Annotated in this window: 14 protein-coding genes; 1 reads left to right on the forward strand and 13 read right to left on the reverse strand. The window is 56.9% G+C overall.

Going from position 1 to position 16,776, the window contains the following annotated elements; genetic code table 11:
• From Q0M35_RS10630 to glpD, 5 genes are all read right to left on the reverse strand, one after another.
• On the reverse strand, positions 1-881 hold an 881-nt coding region (locus tag Q0M35_RS10630; RefSeq protein ID WP_295314975.1), incomplete at its 3' end, for a carbohydrate ABC transporter permease.
• Positions 881-1,753: a sugar ABC transporter permease gene (locus Q0M35_RS10635; protein WP_295314977.1), complete on the reverse strand. Its 873-nt coding sequence runs from the start codon at positions 1,751-1,753 to the stop codon at positions 881-883. The genes Q0M35_RS10630 and Q0M35_RS10635, both read right to left, overlap by 1 nt.
• On the reverse strand, positions 1,753-2,838 hold the full coding sequence (locus Q0M35_RS10640) for an ABC transporter ATP-binding protein (RefSeq protein ID WP_295314979.1): 1,086 nt from the start codon (positions 2,836-2,838) through the stop codon (positions 1,753-1,755). The genes Q0M35_RS10635 and Q0M35_RS10640 overlap by 1 nt, the downstream gene beginning before the upstream one ends.
• Complete coding sequence (locus Q0M35_RS10645; RefSeq protein ID WP_295314981.1) at positions 2,838-3,926, reverse strand: ABC transporter ATP-binding protein; 1,089 nt, start codon at positions 3,924-3,926, stop codon at positions 2,838-2,840. Before Q0M35_RS10645 ends, Q0M35_RS10640 begins: the two co-directional genes overlap by 1 nt.
• Positions 3,927-3,940: 14 nt before the next feature.
• The gene (glpD, locus tag Q0M35_RS10650; RefSeq protein ID WP_295314983.1) at positions 3,941-5,539 is read right to left on the reverse strand and encodes a glycerol-3-phosphate dehydrogenase; all 1,599 of its coding nucleotides are present in this window, start codon (positions 5,537-5,539) and stop codon (positions 3,941-3,943) included.
• A gap of 294 nt (positions 5,540-5,833) precedes the next feature.
• On the opposite strand from glpD, the gene Q0M35_RS10655 reads away from it, so the two are divergent.
• The gene (locus Q0M35_RS10655) at positions 5,834-6,598 is read left to right on the forward strand and encodes a DeoR/GlpR family DNA-binding transcription regulator (protein ID WP_295314985.1); all 765 of its coding nucleotides are present in this window, start codon (positions 5,834-5,836) and stop codon (positions 6,596-6,598) included.
• 4 nt (positions 6,599-6,602) lie between these two features.
• Here Q0M35_RS10655 and Q0M35_RS10660 read toward each other — a convergent pair whose 3' ends face one another.
• The 8 genes from Q0M35_RS10660 to Q0M35_RS10695 all read right to left on the reverse strand — a co-directional run bounded on the left by Q0M35_RS10660 (position 6,603) and on the right by Q0M35_RS10695 (position 16,558).
• Positions 6,603-7,373: a creatininase family protein gene (locus tag Q0M35_RS10660; RefSeq protein ID WP_295314987.1), complete on the reverse strand. Its 771-nt coding sequence runs from the start codon at positions 7,371-7,373 to the stop codon at positions 6,603-6,605.
• 98 nt (positions 7,374-7,471) lie between these two features.
• A complete protein-coding gene (locus tag Q0M35_RS10665) occupies positions 7,472-8,194 on the reverse strand; it encodes a hypothetical protein (RefSeq protein WP_295314989.1) in 723 nt (240 codons plus the stop codon).
• A gap of 480 nt (positions 8,195-8,674) precedes the next feature.
• Positions 8,675-9,520, reverse strand: a complete 846-nt coding sequence (locus Q0M35_RS10670) for a hypothetical protein (protein WP_295314991.1) — start codon at positions 9,518-9,520, stop codon at positions 8,675-8,677.
• 76 nt (positions 9,521-9,596) lie between these two features.
• The gene (locus Q0M35_RS10675; protein ID WP_295314993.1) at positions 9,597-11,672 is read right to left on the reverse strand and encodes a dynamin family protein; all 2,076 of its coding nucleotides are present in this window, start codon (positions 11,670-11,672) and stop codon (positions 9,597-9,599) included.
• 173 nt (positions 11,673-11,845) lie between these two features.
• Positions 11,846-12,640 carry a hypothetical protein gene (locus tag Q0M35_RS10680; RefSeq protein WP_295314995.1) on the reverse strand — a complete coding sequence of 265 codons (795 nt, stop codon included), beginning with the start codon at positions 12,638-12,640 and terminating at the stop codon, positions 11,846-11,848.
• Positions 12,641-12,926: 286 nt separating this feature from the next.
• Positions 12,927-13,778: a protein phosphatase 2C domain-containing protein gene (locus tag Q0M35_RS10685; RefSeq protein ID WP_295314997.1), complete on the reverse strand. Its 852-nt coding sequence runs from the start codon at positions 13,776-13,778 to the stop codon at positions 12,927-12,929.
• A complete protein-coding gene (locus Q0M35_RS10690) occupies positions 13,762-15,024 on the reverse strand; it encodes an FHA domain-containing protein (RefSeq protein WP_295314999.1) in 1,263 nt (420 codons plus the stop codon). The genes Q0M35_RS10685 and Q0M35_RS10690 overlap by 17 nt, the downstream gene beginning before the upstream one ends.
• Positions 15,025-15,115: 91 nt before the next feature.
• On the reverse strand, positions 15,116-16,558 hold the full coding sequence (locus tag Q0M35_RS10695; protein WP_295315001.1) for a serine/threonine-protein kinase: 1,443 nt from the start codon (positions 16,556-16,558) through the stop codon (positions 15,116-15,118).
• Between the last annotated feature and the right edge of the window lie 218 nt (positions 16,559-16,776).

A 16,776-nucleotide genomic window follows, 5' to 3' on the forward strand; every position in this document is an offset into this window, starting at 1 on the left:
AGGGCAAAGCCCTTGGCGATGTAGTTTCGTACGAAATAAATAACCAGCGCGCCCGGCACGATCGTCAGCACACCGGCTGCTGCCAGTACGCCCCAGTCGATGCCGGCTGCACCCTGAGTTCGCGTCATGATGGCAGCAATCGGTTTGGCGTCAACTGTTGTCAGCGTCCGGCTGAGCAACAGTTCGACCCATGAAAACATGAAGCAGAAGAAGGCTGCAACGCCGATCCCGCTGGCCACCAGAGGCATGAAGATCCGCACGAAGAACCGTGGAAAGGAATAGCCATCGAGATAGGCCGTCTCGTCAATCTCTTTGGGCACACCACGCATGAAGCCCTCAAGGATCCAGACCGCCAGCGGCACGTTGAAAAGACAGTGCGCCAGGGCAACAGCGATGTGCGTATCAAAGAGCCCGACCGAGGAATAAAGCTGGAAAAACGGCAGGGCGAAAACTGCCGGCGGCGCCATCCGGTTGGTCAGCAGCCAGAAGAACAGATGCTTGTCGCCCATGAAGGAATAGCGCGAAAACGCATAAGCCGCAGGCAATGCCACCGCAAGGCTGATCACCGTGTTCATCACAACGTAAATCAGTGAGTTCACATAGCCGATGTACCAGCTCTCATCGGTGAGTATCTTGACGTAGTTTTCGAGGGTCAGGTTGCGCGGAAAGAGCGAGAATTGCCCGAGGATTTCGGTGTTGGTTTTCAGGCTCATGTTCAGCAGCCAGTAAATCGGCAGCAGCAGAAACAGCAGATAGAGCGCCATGACGATGGTTGAGCCCTTGACCGGTGGTTTGCGGCGGCGGGTGGTGGAGACCTTTGCTTCGGTCACTTTACCCGGAATACCGGCAGCGCCGGGGGCCTGGATCGTTGTATCGGACATCAGACACCATCCCTTTTGTCGAGGTTGGTCATCACGGTGTAGAACACCCAGGAGATCAGCAGGATCACGAGAAAGTACATGATCGAGAAGGCCGCCGCCGGTCCGAGGTCAAACTGTCCCAGCGCCATTTTCACCAGATCGATACTAAGGAAGGTCGTGGCATTGCCCGGCCCGCCCCCGGTAACCACAAAGGGTTCGGTGTAGATCATGAAGCTGTCCATGAACCGCAGCAGAATGGCGATCATCAGCACGCCGGCCATTTTCGGCAGTTCAATGTAGCGGAAGACCTTACACCGGCTCGCCTGGTCAATCTTGGCCGCCTGATAGTAGGCATCCGGGATCGACTGCAGCCCGGCATAGGCCAGAAGTGCCACCAGCGAGGTCCAGTGCCAGACATCCATCACGATGACGGTGACCCAGGCGGCAAAGATATCCTGCGTATAGTTGTAGGAAATACCCATTTTATCAAGCGTGTAGCCAAGAAGGCCAATATCGACCCGGCCAAAGATCTGCCAGATGGTGCCAACCACGTTCCAGGGGATCAGCAGCGGCAGAGACATCAGCACCAGACAGAAGGATGCCCAGAAACCGCTTTTCGGCATGTTGAGGGCGACATAAATCCCGAGCGGTATTTCAATCGCCAGAATGATTGCGGAGAAGGTGAGCTGGCGCCAGAGCGCATCCCACATCCGTTCTTCTTCGAGCATCACCTTGAACCACTCAAGGCCTGCCCAGAAAAACTGGTTGTTGCCGAACGTGTCCTGGACGGAATAGTTGACCACTGTCATCAGCGGGATCACCGCTGAAAACGCCACCAGCACGAGCACCGGCAGCACAAGAAACCATGCTTTCTGATTTACAGTCTTGTTCATCAGGCCGCCTCCCCCTGAGGTGAAATACGCCAGTCATCGGCGTAGACATTCACGCCTTTCAGATCGAACGTGACTTTGGACGCACCGGAGGGGATTTCATCCCCTTCACCGGCGATGGCACTCACCTGCGTGCCACCGACATCAAGGCGTACGATCTTGTGCCGCCCCACGTCTTCAACCCGCAGGATTTTCGCCGGCAACCCGTTTTCAGCATCCGACAGACGGATGAATTCCGGGCGCACGCCGACCTGCGTCCGGCCATCCGCCGGCGCAAACCCGGCCCCGAGCGGCATTTTCACACCATTGATCAGAGCGGTTTGTCCGTCGATCTGCGCGTCAAACAGGTTCATGCCGGGCGAGCCGATAAAATAGCCCACAAACGTATGCGCGGGACGCTCGAAAAGCTCCTGCGGTGTGCCGATCTGCACCACACGACCGTCATACATGACGACGACTTTGTCTGCGAAGGTCAGCGCTTCTGTCTGGTCATGGGTCACATAAATCATCGTGTGACCGAATTCGTGGTGCAGGGATTTCAGCTGCGTGCGCAGTTCCCATTTCATATGCGGATCAATGACGGTGAGCGGTTCGTCAAAGAGCAGCGCATTGACGTCCTCGCGCACCATGCCGCGCCCAAGCGAAATCTTTTGCTTGGCATCTGCCGTCAGACCGCGCGCTTTGCGGTCAAGTTCAGCTTCCATGCCGATCATCTTCGCAATTTCGTTCACCCGGCTCGCAACATAAGCGGCATCCTCACCCCGGTTGCGCAGCGGAAACGCGAGATTGTCGCGCACGGTCATCGTGTCATAGACCACCGGAAACTGGAAAACCTGCGCGATATTGCGCTCTGCGGTCGGCGCGTGGGTCACGTCCTGATCGTCAAAGAGAATGCGCCCCTGCGAGGGCTCCAGAAGGCCGGAAATAATGTTGAGAAGTGTAGATTTTCCGCAGCCCGACGCGCCGAGCAGCGCATAGGCCTCGCCATCAACCCAGTCATGATTGAGCTCCTTCAACGCGAAATCATCCTCCGATTTCGGATGCGCGAGATAGGAATGGGCCAGGTTATCCAGCGTGATTTTGGCCATTATGCCGCCTCCGCATAGGGTGCTGCCGAAACCAGCTGCCCGTCTTCTGAAAAAAGATAAACATGCGCCGGGTCAAGATAGACAGTGAGCGCCTGACCGGGCTGCAGACTGTGCACGCCATGCACCAGACCCACCCAGCGTTCGCCCCTGTGGTTCAGGTGCACAAAGGTCTCCGAACCGGTGATCTCAGTGACCTCAAGCTTTGTGTCGAAGGTCATCGTACCGGCCATGTGCGGGCTGAGTTCGAGGTGGTTGGGCCGGAAGCCTGCGGTATATTCACCATCGGCCAGTCCGCTCGCACCGGCTGGCAGCGGTGTGCTCTGCCCGTCACCGAATTCCAGCAGATCACCGCGCTTGCGGATGCGGAGGAAATTCATCGGCGGATCTGAAAAAACCCTTGCGGTAGTTGCATTTACGGGCTTGCGATAAACTGAAGGCGTGAGCCCGAACTGGGTCACTCTTCCTTCCCAGAGCGTGGCGGTATGCCCGCCCAGAAGCAGCGCTTCTTCAGGCTCGGTGGTGGCATACACAAAGATGGAACCGGATTCCTCGAAAATACGCGGAATTTCCGCGCGCAGTTCTTCGCGCAGCTTGTAATCCAGATTGGCCAGCGGTTCGTCGAGCAGAACAAGCCCTGCGTTTTTTACCAGCGCCCGCGCCAGTGCGCAGCGTTGTTGCTGTCCGCCTGAAAGCTCAAGCGGCTTGCGATCGAGCATCGGTGTCAGCTTCATCATATCTGCCGTATCGCGCACCCTGCGGTCGATTTCGTCGCGCGACTGGCCCAGCAGTTTCATCGGAGAGGCAATGTTGTCGTATACGGTCATCGAAGGGTAGTTGATGAACTGCTGATAGACCATGGCCACCTTGCGGTCCTGCACGCGCATACCGGTGACATCTTCACCGTTCCAGATCACACGGCCGGTGGCCGGCACATCAAGCCCCGCCATCACCCGCATCAGCGTTGTTTTACCGGATGTCGTCGGGCCGAGAAGCACGTTCATCGTGCCTTTCTGCAGCTCCAGATCGGTCGGATAGATATGTGTCTCTCCGCCAACCGTCTTTGACACACCCTCCAGCGTCAAGGTCATGTCGGTCCCCCCCGTTACTCAGCAGCTTTCGCCTGCTGTTCTGTGCGCGCTGACGCCATGAATACGTCAAGCGCTGCGATCTCTTCTGCGGACAGGCGCAGCCCCAGTTTGTTGCGGCGCCAGACCACATCCGCGGCCGTCCGTGCATATTCGTTTTTCATCAGCCAGAGCACTTCACGCTCGGTCAGCGTCGCGCCGAAATCGCGGCCCAGTGCATCGGTATCTGTCGCCTCTTGCAGGATATCGCGCGCGTCGGTGCCATATGCCCGCACCAGGCGACGCGCCCAGAACGCTGTGAGGAAAGGATAATCAGCGCTGATCTGCGCCACAAGCGTATCAAACCCGTCGACCGGAAAATCGCCGCCCGGCAAAGCAACGCCCGCCGTCCAGTGCCCGGACGTGCCCGGAAAGAACGGCACGATCTTCTCCATCGCGTCCTCGGCCAGCTTCCGGTAGGTTGTGATTTTTCCACCGAAAACGTTCAGGATCGGCGCGCCGGCCGCGTCATCGACCTTGAGTGTATAGTCCCGCGTTGCCGCCGTGGCACTTGAAGCGCCGTCATCATAAAGCGGACGCACACCGGAATAAGACCACACGACATCATCAGTGCTGATATCTTTTTTCAGGTACTGGTTCACGAAGTTTATCAGATAATCACGCTCTTCGGGCGAGCATTCCGGCTTTTTATCCGGGGCAGTGTGTTCCGCATCAGTTGTTCCGATCAGGGTGAAATCGGTCTCATAGGGAATGGCGAAAATAATCCGCCCGTCGGTGCCCTGGAAAAAATAGCATTTGTCATGATCATAAAGCCGGCGCGTCACGATATGGCTGCCGCGCACAAGCCGCACGCCTTCTGTTGAATTGATCCGCACTTTTTCCTGAATGATGTCACCTACCCAGGGACCGCCGGCATTGACCAGCATCCGCGCGCGAAGGGTGCGCGTCTCGCCGGTATCCCGGTCCTCGACGGTGACCTCCCAGAGATCGTCAATGCGTGCAGCAGAAACAACCTTGGTGCGCACAAGAATTTCGGCGCCCCGCTGCTCCGCATCGCGGGCATTAAGTACCACGAGCCGCGAGTCTTCAATCCAGCAGTCGGAGTATTCATAGGCCTTCTCAAATTTATCGTCGATCGGCGCGCCTTCGACACTGTTTCTCAGATCAAGCGTTTTTGTCGCGGGCAGGATTTTGCGCCCGCCGAGGCTGTCATAGAGAAACAGGCCGAACCGGATCAGCCATGCAGGGCGACGCCCCTTCATCCAGGGCATCACGACGTTCAGAATGCGCGATGTGGGCGTATCACCCTCAAACCGCATATCTTTATGATAAGGCAGCACAAATCGCATGGGCCAGCTGATATGCGGCATGGCGCGCAGCAGGGTTTCACGTTCCGCCAGCGCATGGCGTACAAGACGAATCTCGAAATACTCCAGATACCGCAACCCGCCGTGAAAGAGCTTGGTGGAGGCCGAAGATGTGGCCGACGCCAGATCATTCATTTCAGCGAGTGTGACAGACAATCCGCGTCCGGCCGCGTCTCGCGCAATACCGCACCCGTTGATGCCACCACCGATCACAAAAAGATCGCAGATATCTGAGTTCTGACCTGACAACAGTTCCCCCCTCCGGCAACGCGACTGGCGGATTGGTAGCGCAGCCCGACACACCGCGCAACCGGTTATTTTCCTTTTTGTTCGCTTTTTTTGAAAACGAAAGTATTCTCTGTGCCGGCATCGACATTCCGAACGATGCATTCATCAGCGGCGCACATGTTACGGTATCGGGTTTCTGCCGGTTCTGTGTGAACAGGACCGGCAGAAAGCTCTTTCAGGAATTTTGTTATTTTCGCCAAAATCATTGCAAACGACGATGAAACTGACTTACAAAACTGCCAGGAGACCTGATTTATGGCGCAAACCTTCCGACAACCGGACATTCTGAAAATAGTAAGACGCGATGGAAAGGCGACCGTCGAGAACCTTGCAGAGCATTTCGGCGTCACCCTTCAGACGATCCGCAGGGATTTAACTGACCTTGCGGAAGCGAACAAAATCGAACGTGTCCACGGCGGTGCAATCCTGCCATCGGGCACCACCAATATTGAATATGAAGAACGTCGCAAGCTGAACCAGAGCGCAAAAGTAGCAATCGCACGCACCTGTGCAAGATACATTCCGGACGGATGTTCGGTGTTTCTGAATATCGGGACAAGCACGGAAGAAGTAGCGCGTGCACTGCTGTCGCACCGGGATCTTATGGTGGTCACCAATAACATGAATGTGGCGACCATTCTCACGGAGAACCCGGAGTGCCAGATTATCGTGACCGGCGGTACGGTGAGGCGCGCGGACGGCGGACTGATCGGCAATGTGACAATTGATACAATACGGCAGTTCAAATTTGATTTCGCCGTCATCGGCTGTTCCGCAATGGACACGGATGGTGATCTGCTGGATTTTGATACCCAGGAGGTTGGCGTCAGCCACACGATCATCGCGCAGTCACGCAAGACCTTTCTGGTGGCTGATCACTCGAAATTTGCGCGTACAGCACCTGCGCGGATTGCCTCGATGGAATCGCTTACAACAGTCTTTACAGATGCGAAACTGCCCGAAAAACTACGCATGAAATGCCGCGAGTGGAACACGGAAGTTGTTGTGGCAGGCTCGTAAAAAACTACGGGTCGGGCAGCGGTGATCCTGCCACCGCCCTGAGCATTTCAATGAACCCGCGCACCTGATGGCTGGCAGTCGCCCGGCCCTTCTGCGCAGTTGCAAGGTGGGCTTCTCCCACCACGCCGTCGGGATTGAGATCGCGTGCGATCCAGCCTGACGCGACCGCGCCGGTAGGAGGGAGGAGACTGGATTCAGCGCTCGACCGGAAATCCTTTGCAAACTCCATCCGGACGGTTTCCGGTCTGAAGGCAAGCATCATTGACGTTTCGACATCTCCCCCGTGCAGGCCATGCGTGTTTTCCTGCTCCGAGTAAATATCTTCGGGAGCGCCGAAAGCGCCCCACTGACAACGGACGGCCAGCATGGCTGCGTCTATCCTGAGGCGGCGTACCAGGATCGACAACAGATCAAGATTACCGCCATGGCTGTTCACAATGACAATTTTCCGCACCCCGGACCGGGCCACAGACTTGCAGATCTCTGTCCATGCGCTCAGGGCGCTCTCTGCGCTGAGTGTCAGAGTTCCCGCAGCCCAGATATGTTCATCTGACTTTCCGATCGCCTGAACCGGCAGCACCCGCAGGTCAAGATCGGCGGGATTCTGACGCTGCAACTCCTCAAGCATACCTTCGGCAATCATGCTGTCGGTCCCAAGAGGAAGATGAGGTCCATGCTGTTCAGTTGCAGCTGTCGGAAAGATTGCGATCGTTTGCATCGGATCGACGTCTTCGAAGTCCTTTGCGCACATTTCTGCCCAGATCGTAATTGCCATCTGTGTCGTCCTGTAAAGCCGCAGTCTGATCCGTGAAGCACATGGGAACCAGAATGTTCCACGCTTTTTTACGCGAGGCAAGCAGCGCGGGAATGGTTTCAGGGCTGTGTGTGAAATGCACTGAGCACTGCGTCGAGATGTTCGGCCGGGAAAGCAAACGTGCCGTCGAAATCGTCTGTCCTGAAAACCGCTACAGCCAGATTACCAGCTAGTCCGCCCGCCCGGAATATAACCGGTTCGTCCGCCCCGGCCGCTTTGCGCACCTCTGTGAGCTTGTCCAGCATGTCCGCCTGACCGGAAACGGCCGGCGCACTCCCGGGTCGGATTATGAGCGATGCAACCGCGTAACCGGCACAAGCATCAATTCCTGACTTCAGGCAAAAGCCGTCAGTCCGGAGTAGATCATCCACAGGTACGCCCTCGGTCGGACTGCTTTTGGAGCCTTTCGGCAGGTCAGCCACGACTTCCACCTGATCTGCGATGGCTGCAAAAGCCGTCAGCATGTTCTTTACTTCTGTAGCATCTTTGCGGGACAGCGGCCGACCGATGACGTCTCTGCATTTAACGGCCCAGCCGCCTTTCGCAGAGCGAACGCAGTTTATTCTCCGCTCCTCAGCGTCAAGAACCAGATTTCCAGCTTCGGTATCAAATGACAATCTACGCCTAAGAATGGTCTCGCTGACCTCATGGCAAAGCGCGTCGACCAGCGTATGGCCTGCGGTTCCGCAGATTTTTCGTGTTTGACTGGTGTGCAACTGTTCAATTCGCCCGAGAACAGACAGCACAGAATCGAGGCGAGCCTCGTCTGCGTCTTTTTTCATATGTCCGATCCAACGATGCTGAGAAGACTGCAGGACGCTGAGAGGATATCTCCTACGGGCGTTCTTCCAATGCACTGCAGGCATATGGCTTCTTCCGGAGTTTCCGGGGATGTTACGTAGACACGATTATAGCCTTGCCGAGGGACAACAGAGTAAGAAATTGCCGCATTCTGAGGTGCACTAAAAGCGCTTTTTACTACGTCTGAAGCATTGGACAAAAGTGCTTCACAAGCCTCGGCGCACAGAGTGTCCAACTGCTCCTGCGGCACCCCCTTCCCGGCACTCGATGCCAGTACCATCTGCGTTGACAGATCGGCAAATGCCGCGATCTCACAGCCTTCAAAGCGCGTACGCAATTCTGAGAGGCGATCTTGGATTGTCATTTGTTTCACCAGAAGCTGCACGGAGGCTTCCCGCCACCGATGCCAGATACTAGACACACATATTTTTTTTCCGGTTAACGCGGGCAAAAACCAGGACTCAGGAAAATTTGGGCATAAAATCCTGATCATCTTCGACAACGTGCCCGACAGTGTCATCAACCGGATTCAGACGTTTTGCCGTCGGCCGTCGTTGGGAAATATGTTCAGAAGAGTCCTGAGAAGATGACGTTTCATGACCAGCCACCGTGACTTCCTCGCGACCGCGCGTCTCAGGCAGCGATAATCCGGCATCACCGCTGTTAAGAACGAGGCGTAATTCCGCGACAATATCAAGAAAAGCGTTTACGAAATCTTCGGCTCCGCTCCCGGCCCATTTTTCTGCACATTCGCCTGCATCCCGCGCTTCGAGCAGCGAGATCATCTGACGTTGCGCAAACAAACCTTCAGTTTCTGACAGTACGCGCTTGAAAACACGCGATTTGTCACGCGATGAAGCAAGCATATCCGCCCGGGTCAGCAGAAGTATGGATTTTGACCGGACCTGTTGCGGCACAGTTTCCCAGACAGCAGCTTCACTCTGTCGCCAGGCCTGAGTTGACGCGCTGCACCAGATAACTCCATCCGCAAGAGGAAGAACTCTTTCCCAAACTTCCGAGGACATATTCGGATCAGAAATGCCGGGCATGTCAACAATATCTACAAGGCGGAGGATATCTTCCTCGGCAAACACGCGTATATACGCCGTCTTTTCAGGATCTACGGTTCCGTTTCCTTTCATATCATACGGGGTTTCTTCACCGTCTGTGCCGACAACCACGGCCTCTCCGGTGCCGAAACTGACCCAGACAGGCGGCATCTGCGTCGCGACAATCTGAACTTGGAGCGGTTCCGAGCCGATCATCAGATTGGCCAAAGTGCTCTTGCCGGCACTGAATTCACCCATAAGGGCAATCCGCGGGCGCCTTCCTTCAGTCTCATCAACGTTCTGCAGAAAAGCAGGCGGAGTATCGGCTGTCATGTTATTCATACACGGAATACTTTCCCAGTATCTGCAGAGCTGCGGAGACATCCCGTTTGCCTGAGGATGCTTCATGATTCTGAACAAATGCTACGATTTCCGCTTCACCGCGCTCACGAAGGCGATCAAGAGTGTAGAATACAGATTCCTGTTCTGAAAGAAACGCGTCAAAGTCAGCGCAGGCCTGACGCCGGATGTCCTGCGCTATATCATCGCGCAGTTCCTGAACCACCGGATCCGTTTCCTCCCGGATCAGGTTTGTGAAAGCCGTGGCATATGCATCATAGCCACGGCGCTGCAGCCACCATCTTTTCCACCATTGGCCCTGAAGGTCTAACGCGATAGTTCTCCCCAGTGAAACCGGCGGTGGTACCCGCGGCGCATTCGGAAGGGCAAGTGGAAACTCATCCGGGTGCAGCCCGAATGAATTCTGATAGACCGCTGCAAAATCATGTGCGGCGGAGCGCACAGCATTATCAAATGCAACCGTACTTTTCCGCGCGAGCACCTTGTGTGACGAATTCAGTAACACCCGCAGGCCGGCAGGATCATATGTCCAGGGAACTTTTTCACCGAGCTTTTCGAGATGCAGAACCAGTGACCCGGTCGCCCGCTCTAGAAAGCTCTCCTGTACGCGATTCATGCGCTCCGAAAACGCTGTCGTAATGGCGTCGAACTCGGCTGACAGCGCGGCTTTGCGTTGCTTCAGAACCGCGGCGACCTGATCGCGGGCGGCGGTACTGTCGAGGCAGACCTCCTGCTCCGGGTTTTGCGCATGTACGGCCAGTTGGTCTGCTGCTCTGATGCTGGTTGCGAGATTGAGCCCGCTTGCGCTGGTTCGCTGCAGCAAGGCCATACCAAGGCTACCGGCAATCCGTCCGGCAACAGCGTCGTGGAGTTCCGGAATGCCCGACATTGCCCAAGCCACAGAGGCCGGGTCCTTGATGTCCAGATCGTGTGCTGCTTCTGGAAAATGCGCTGTTTCGCTTCTGTTCTTTAAAGCTTCGGCACTCCCGGCGGGCAAACCGGATACATCACCTGCAAGGGCTGCTGATGCCCAGAGAGCGCTGCCAAAAATAACTTCTGCGTCTGCGGGCCCGTTGTGTCGTTCCAGTGTGTCCGAAATACTGCGCGCGATCATCGGAATCTCGCTGGCAGGATCGGACAGTTCGTCGATCCGGTTCACGAAAATGATGACATCGCGGGACCGCACGTGCGTGATCAACCGGATCAGCGCAAGATCTGCAGAGGACAAAGCCTGATGAGCCGACAGGACAACCACACAGATCCGACTGTCGCGGATTGCGCGAATGGTGATCTGTTCACGCATCATAAATGTGTCATTGACGCCCGGCGTGTCACGGATGCACATTCGCACTGGCAGAGATGGTCGCGTCAGGTGAAGATCAGCTGACTTGGTAATATCCGCGAACCGACCCTGGCCGTCCTGAACGACCGCCGGATCATCGTCAGAATCATCCCCGAGACAGACATATCGCTCGATAAGTTCTTTGTCGAAGTAACCGTAATCCCTCTGCTGACCGAGCATCACTTCGAATTTACGGCCAAGGCGCGCGCGCGACTTTTCGCGCATCTCTGCAACCTGCTTTTTGATCTTCTCCAGTTCATCATCAGCGCCCGCACGGCTCGCGAGTTCACCGATGCGGCCTCCGCCAGACACAAGTCGGTCCCATTCATCCTCGTCAAAAAACCTGAAGGAAGCGCTGTTTCTGAAGTCTGCTGTTTCCGGGTAAAGATGCAGCGAGGTGACGACCGATGTCCATGGGTTCACATCTGCGGGCAAAAGATCCGGCTGTCCTACAAACGCATTCACCAAAGAGGTTTTACCGGATTTAATCTGACCGATCATCGTGACACTGGGCTCGAAAGTTTCCAGCTGACGTGTGAGACGCGTGATACGGCGGCGCGTGTTTTCATCGCCGGCTTCACTGATGCAGCTCAGCGCCTCCTGTACTTCCCCGGTGGCTGCTTTGAATTCACGAAGCTGATCAAGGCCGGCCGCAAGCAGGCGTGTGTGCCGGAACGAATTTGCCTCCGATGGCGCGGATGCGTTCATTTCACACCTCCGGCAATCCGTCCCGGCACGACGAACTGAAAATCCTTCTGCGATGGCAGACAGCGCGCCGACATACGTATCCCTGACTGTTGAAAACTCAGATGCAGGATGACGGTAAAAAGTGCATACTTTGTAACCGTCATCGGCCTGAACGAACCTGAGTATTTAAAAATTTATGCGAAGGCTCCGCTCTGCACGTCACGCGAAAGCTGCAAGACAATCGTTGCCGCGTCCGCGGCTGCACCCGGGCCCTTTTCAAGACCCGCGAGCATGAGTTTATCGCTTGCCGTACTCAGTTCATCCCACCAGGCTCTCGCATCCGCATCTTCCGGCTTCGCATCCGCCGCAAGATCGCTCAGTTCTTCTGACAATTCTGAAAAGAGGTCTCGCAGAGCGTCGAAATTCTGCATCGCCACACCGCTGTGCAGATCTGCGATATTGCGCGCGGCCAGAGTGATGACGTCGCGCACGGCTGTTTTTCCCGATGGCCTGCCGGCCGTCTGTGATTGCGTCCCGGCCGGCACCGAAATTTCTTCATGACCGCACCGTCCGAGAAACAGGTAAGCACTGTCGAGATCAGCCTGCCGACCTGAAGACGCAAGATTTCGAATGGCCTCCGACAGAGCGCTGACGCCGCTCGCAGACAACTGTCCGTCACTCACCGGATCGCCCCTCCTGATCCTTTTAGCAATTGAGAGCGGAGCAACCGGGAAAAAGTTATGAAACTCCTCCCGCGCCACGTCTCTCAGCGCGGCGACACGACCGGCAAGTAACCCGTCTCGAGCAAGAATATCCGCGCGGGGCAGTACGAGAAAACTGTGATCTTTCAGGTGATCCGGAACCGGCGCCCAGACGTCCCGCTCGGCTTGTGAAAAAGTTGCGGTGCACCAGATGACGATATCGGCTTCATCGAGGGCTGCGCTCTGCGCTGCAGGATCGCTGTTGCCGTGAAAGTCTGTCAGCTGCATGCTTTTGAGGAATCCGGTCGGCCGAAGAATAACCTGTGATCCTGTCGCCCCCGTGTCTTCGTGCTGAAAGACCCTTGTCGCCGGGAGAGGCTCGGAAAACCCGCTCCCGCCCGCCAGAACATCGCACAAAGTTGATTTTCCAACACCTTGCGGACCGGTGATGACAACCCGGACACCGGTTGCAAGCCGGGACAGTAACTCACGACCTGTGTCACGGGAGGCGTCACTGAGAGATGCGTCCGCGACGGCAGCCTCAAGCCGCTGCAGAACCACTTTTGCGTCCTGTTCAGCCGACACAGCGCATGCTCTGCTGTTGCGCGCGCGTTTCAGCCGGCACACTCTGCGCTGCGGTCCCCGCGCCCTCCAGCCGCACCAACGAGAAAGAAACATTATCGAGGTCCGGATCATCGAGAGCGCAGACTTTTTCCATCAGCCGGTCAGCCAGTTCTGCACTACGTATCTGCGGGTCACCGCCCAACACCGCCGATATCTGATCTTCTGACAGAAACTGCAGGCCATCGCTGGCCACGATGACGATGTCGCCCGCCATCAGCTCGAGCGGCGCGGCAGGGCAATCAATCTGCGGGACCTGTTCGCCAAAGAGGACCGACGTCAGTGTATTCCTGTCCGGATGATGTTTCGCCTCTTCGGCGTCCAGCAGTCCTGACTGCACCATGAAATCGATCTGAGGTGCAAGGGAGTGATCCTCATTGAGCTGCTGCAACGTGCCGTCTCGATACAGATAAAGCGGCGAATCACCAATCGAGATCCAATAGAGGTTCCGGTTGATGATGGCGGTTGCAACGAGCGTTGCCCCCATCCCTCGGGTTTCCGGAAAAGCACGCACATGTTCGCGCAGACAGGCATTGGCAGCCATGGCCGCGTCGTGCAGGCTGGACGCAATATTGGTTTCAAACGCCTGCGGATCGCAACTTTGAAACATCAGCTCGCTGAATACCTCAGTGACCACGATCTTGCTGGCAACGTCGCCGGCGGCATGCCCTCCCATTCCGTCGGCAAGCACGGCCAGACCGACATCCGCGCCGCGGGAGAAATCGGAAATCACCGCGTCTTCCTGATAATTGCGCGCCCCTTTGCTGAGCGCACAGACTGCGTCGAAATCAAACCGCAGCGTCATTGCCGGTGTCCACTGCATCCCATTTGAAATCCGACCCGCAGAGCGCGACAAAACGCAGCGTGGTTTCCCCGATCCGGATCAGATCCGCGTGCTGCAATTCTTCGGTACTCAGCACCGGACGGGCATTGCGTCGGATGATATTCGATTTGCCCCCGTGCCCGATGTAAAATTTATTGTCCTCTTCGTCATAGGCGATGGCGGCATGGTTCTGGCGCGAAATGGAGTTGTCGCCGAAATCGAGCCGGATCACCTGATCCTCACCACGCCCGATCATCGAGGCCCCGGTGAAAATGCTGAACGAATGCCCGACGCCGGGGCCTTCTATGACAACGAGCCAGCCCACGGGAAACTTTTCCTGCTGCTGAGATGCAGTGGCCTCCAGCGCGCCGCCGATCGGGTCTGCATTATCTGCGCCGCCACGATTAAAGCCCAGCAATCTGGTCTTGACGCGCCCGGCACGGCGACCGGCCCGACCTGCAGCCGGTGCGGAGAGACCTGCATCGGACCCAACAGTTGCCTCACCGGTTGCTGCCGGAGCACCTTGTCCGCCCAGTGCTGTCAGCTGGTCGCGGGCAAAGGCGGACAGGTCTATTTCATCCTCTTCAGGGGCGGCCTCCGGCAGTGCTACGTCTGTTGTTGCCGCGTCAGCGGGCTCAGGCGACGGCGACAGATCTGCATCACTGCCGGGCGGCGTATCGCTGACATCTCCGCCGGCCTCCTCATGATACATCGTGACAGGATCGTTCCCGGTTTCTTCCTGCAGGTCCGGCACCCCGGCAGCCGTGTCCGTGATCAGATCGTCCCGGGTTTCAGCTGCGCTGTCACCGGACCCGGATGATGCTGCGGCGGGAATGTTTGCTTCATACTGAGCGGTTGTTTCGCGCGCAGCAGCCAGAATGCCTTCAACAAGATCATTGCCGGTCTCTTCATCCTCGGGCAGTATAAATTCGCTCTCGTCCCGGTCGCCCTGCTCATCAGCAGGGTCAGCCTCGTCAAAATCCGGTACTGCCGCTCCTTCGCGCAGGTCTTCAGCCGCATCAGTCTCGTCCTCATCAGCCTCCGCCACGTCGTCAGCGAACTCCGCATCGTCCGGCAGTGCCTCAACCTGATCAGACAGAACAAAAGGATCGGGACGTTCGTTCTCTTCTGCCCCGGTGGCCTCCGCCACGGCATCACGCAGCGCGTCTTCGTCCGGAGCATCTACCGGGCGGGCCTGGTTCTGAAAAACTTTTCTGAAGAGTGTCATTGATCTGCCTTTCTGATTTGCCTGCTTGCGCATGCGACACGCACTGCCTGAACCGCCGGGCAACTGATAAAGCACGGATATCGGTTCACCCTCACCCACCAGTACCCCTGGATATCTCAATATTTGCTTTATCGGGCTCATTCCATGTGCGGAATTCTTCGCCCAGACGCACAATCGGATCTACTGTGGCGGCCTGCACCTGCTCGTATTGCAGTGCCGCCTGCCCGTAAAAGAAATAGGCGAAAAAGATCACCGGGATCGTTGCCGCGCGCCGCATGCTGATCCGCAAAGACCATCTGCGCCCTTTTGGTTCCCTACGCATACGCTGCGCGGCCTCTACGATGCGGGCATAGGGTGTCTCGCGCGCCGCGGGCTCATCATCTGCGAAACCTTCGTACTCTTCCGCAGACCAGGTCAGGTCTTCGATAACAGCTTTCGGTGCCGGTTTGTCAGGCTTCGTCTCACTGTCATCTGCCTGTGCAGCCGCCGGGGCGGCAGCGGTCACGCTTGTGGCGGTCTCCTGCAGATCACGGTTGACCGATTTCACGAGGTTCATGACCGTCAGATCGATCGTCTTGTCATCCATCGCGCGCGCGCGCGCCTGCTCGGCGCGTTTGCCGTGATCAATCATCAGGGTCCATTCCTCGGCGGACTGGATCCGGGCTGCAGGCACAATGTTCATCGCCTTATCGATGGCCTCAAGAAAGGCGTCCTCATAGTCCGGGAAACGACCCCGCAAAGGCTCATAAAGATCGGGCTGATTACCTGCCAGAGCCGCGAGCCGCGCCTGGCTGTTGGGGGGAGCCTGTCCGGAGATCAGATGGGACAGCGTGGCGGCAAGCGCATAAAGATCGCTGCTCGGGCTTTGCTGGCTGCCGGCGACGTAAAATTCCTGTGGCGAATATCCGTCCTTGACCACAAGCACCTGTGACAGGACCCGGCTTTTGCGGCTGGCCTCCTCGCGGGCAGCACCGAAATCGATCAGCACGGGGCGACCGCTTTTGTCCACCAGGATGTTATCGGGCGAGATATCGCGATGCAGCAGATCCTGGGCATGTACATGGCCGATGGCATCAAGCAGCGCCAGCGCCATACGATAGACCTCGCCCGGTGAAAAGCTGACGGTGTCGTTTTCGATCAGGTCGAGCAGATCACGCCCGTCCACCAGATCGAGCGCCATATAGGCGGTCTCATTGTCTTCAAACACCTGATGCACGCCGACGACGCTTGAGTGATCCAGCCGGGAGAGTGCATGTGCCTCGCGGATAAAAAGCGCGACAATGGATCTGAAATCATCGGAGTAATTGCGCGTGCGCGCGCGCACGGTTTTGTTGACGCGGCTGCAAAAGGCTTCGGGGAAACACTCCTTGATCACCACCGTCCGGTTCAGACTGTCGCGCGCCAGGTAGGTTATGCCGAACCCGCCGCTCGACAGGTACTGTACGATCTCATATTGCCCGCTCAGCAGTTTGCTGCCGGGCGGCAGCGCCTCGCTGTAAATGTCGTCCGGCAGTTCTGCGTCTTCGTGGCTCATCACGGCTCCGGGTGTCCCCTTTTTCCCTTCGCGCGTCCCGGTAACCGGCAGAAATCCGGACTGGTCGCGCAGAGTGAGGATGGCGGGAAAGCTGTGACAAAATCATGGCGGATCAGAGCAAGAGACGTGCCGTGTTTTTACAATTTAATCCGTATTTCAGATACTCTTCATGACAAAAGGCCCGGCGCCTTGCGGGACCGGACCTTTTAATCGTCATG

The organism is Roseobacter sp. (assembly GCF_024639605.1).
Classification (GTDB): domain Bacteria; phylum Pseudomonadota; class Alphaproteobacteria; order Rhodobacterales; family Rhodobacteraceae; genus Roseobacter.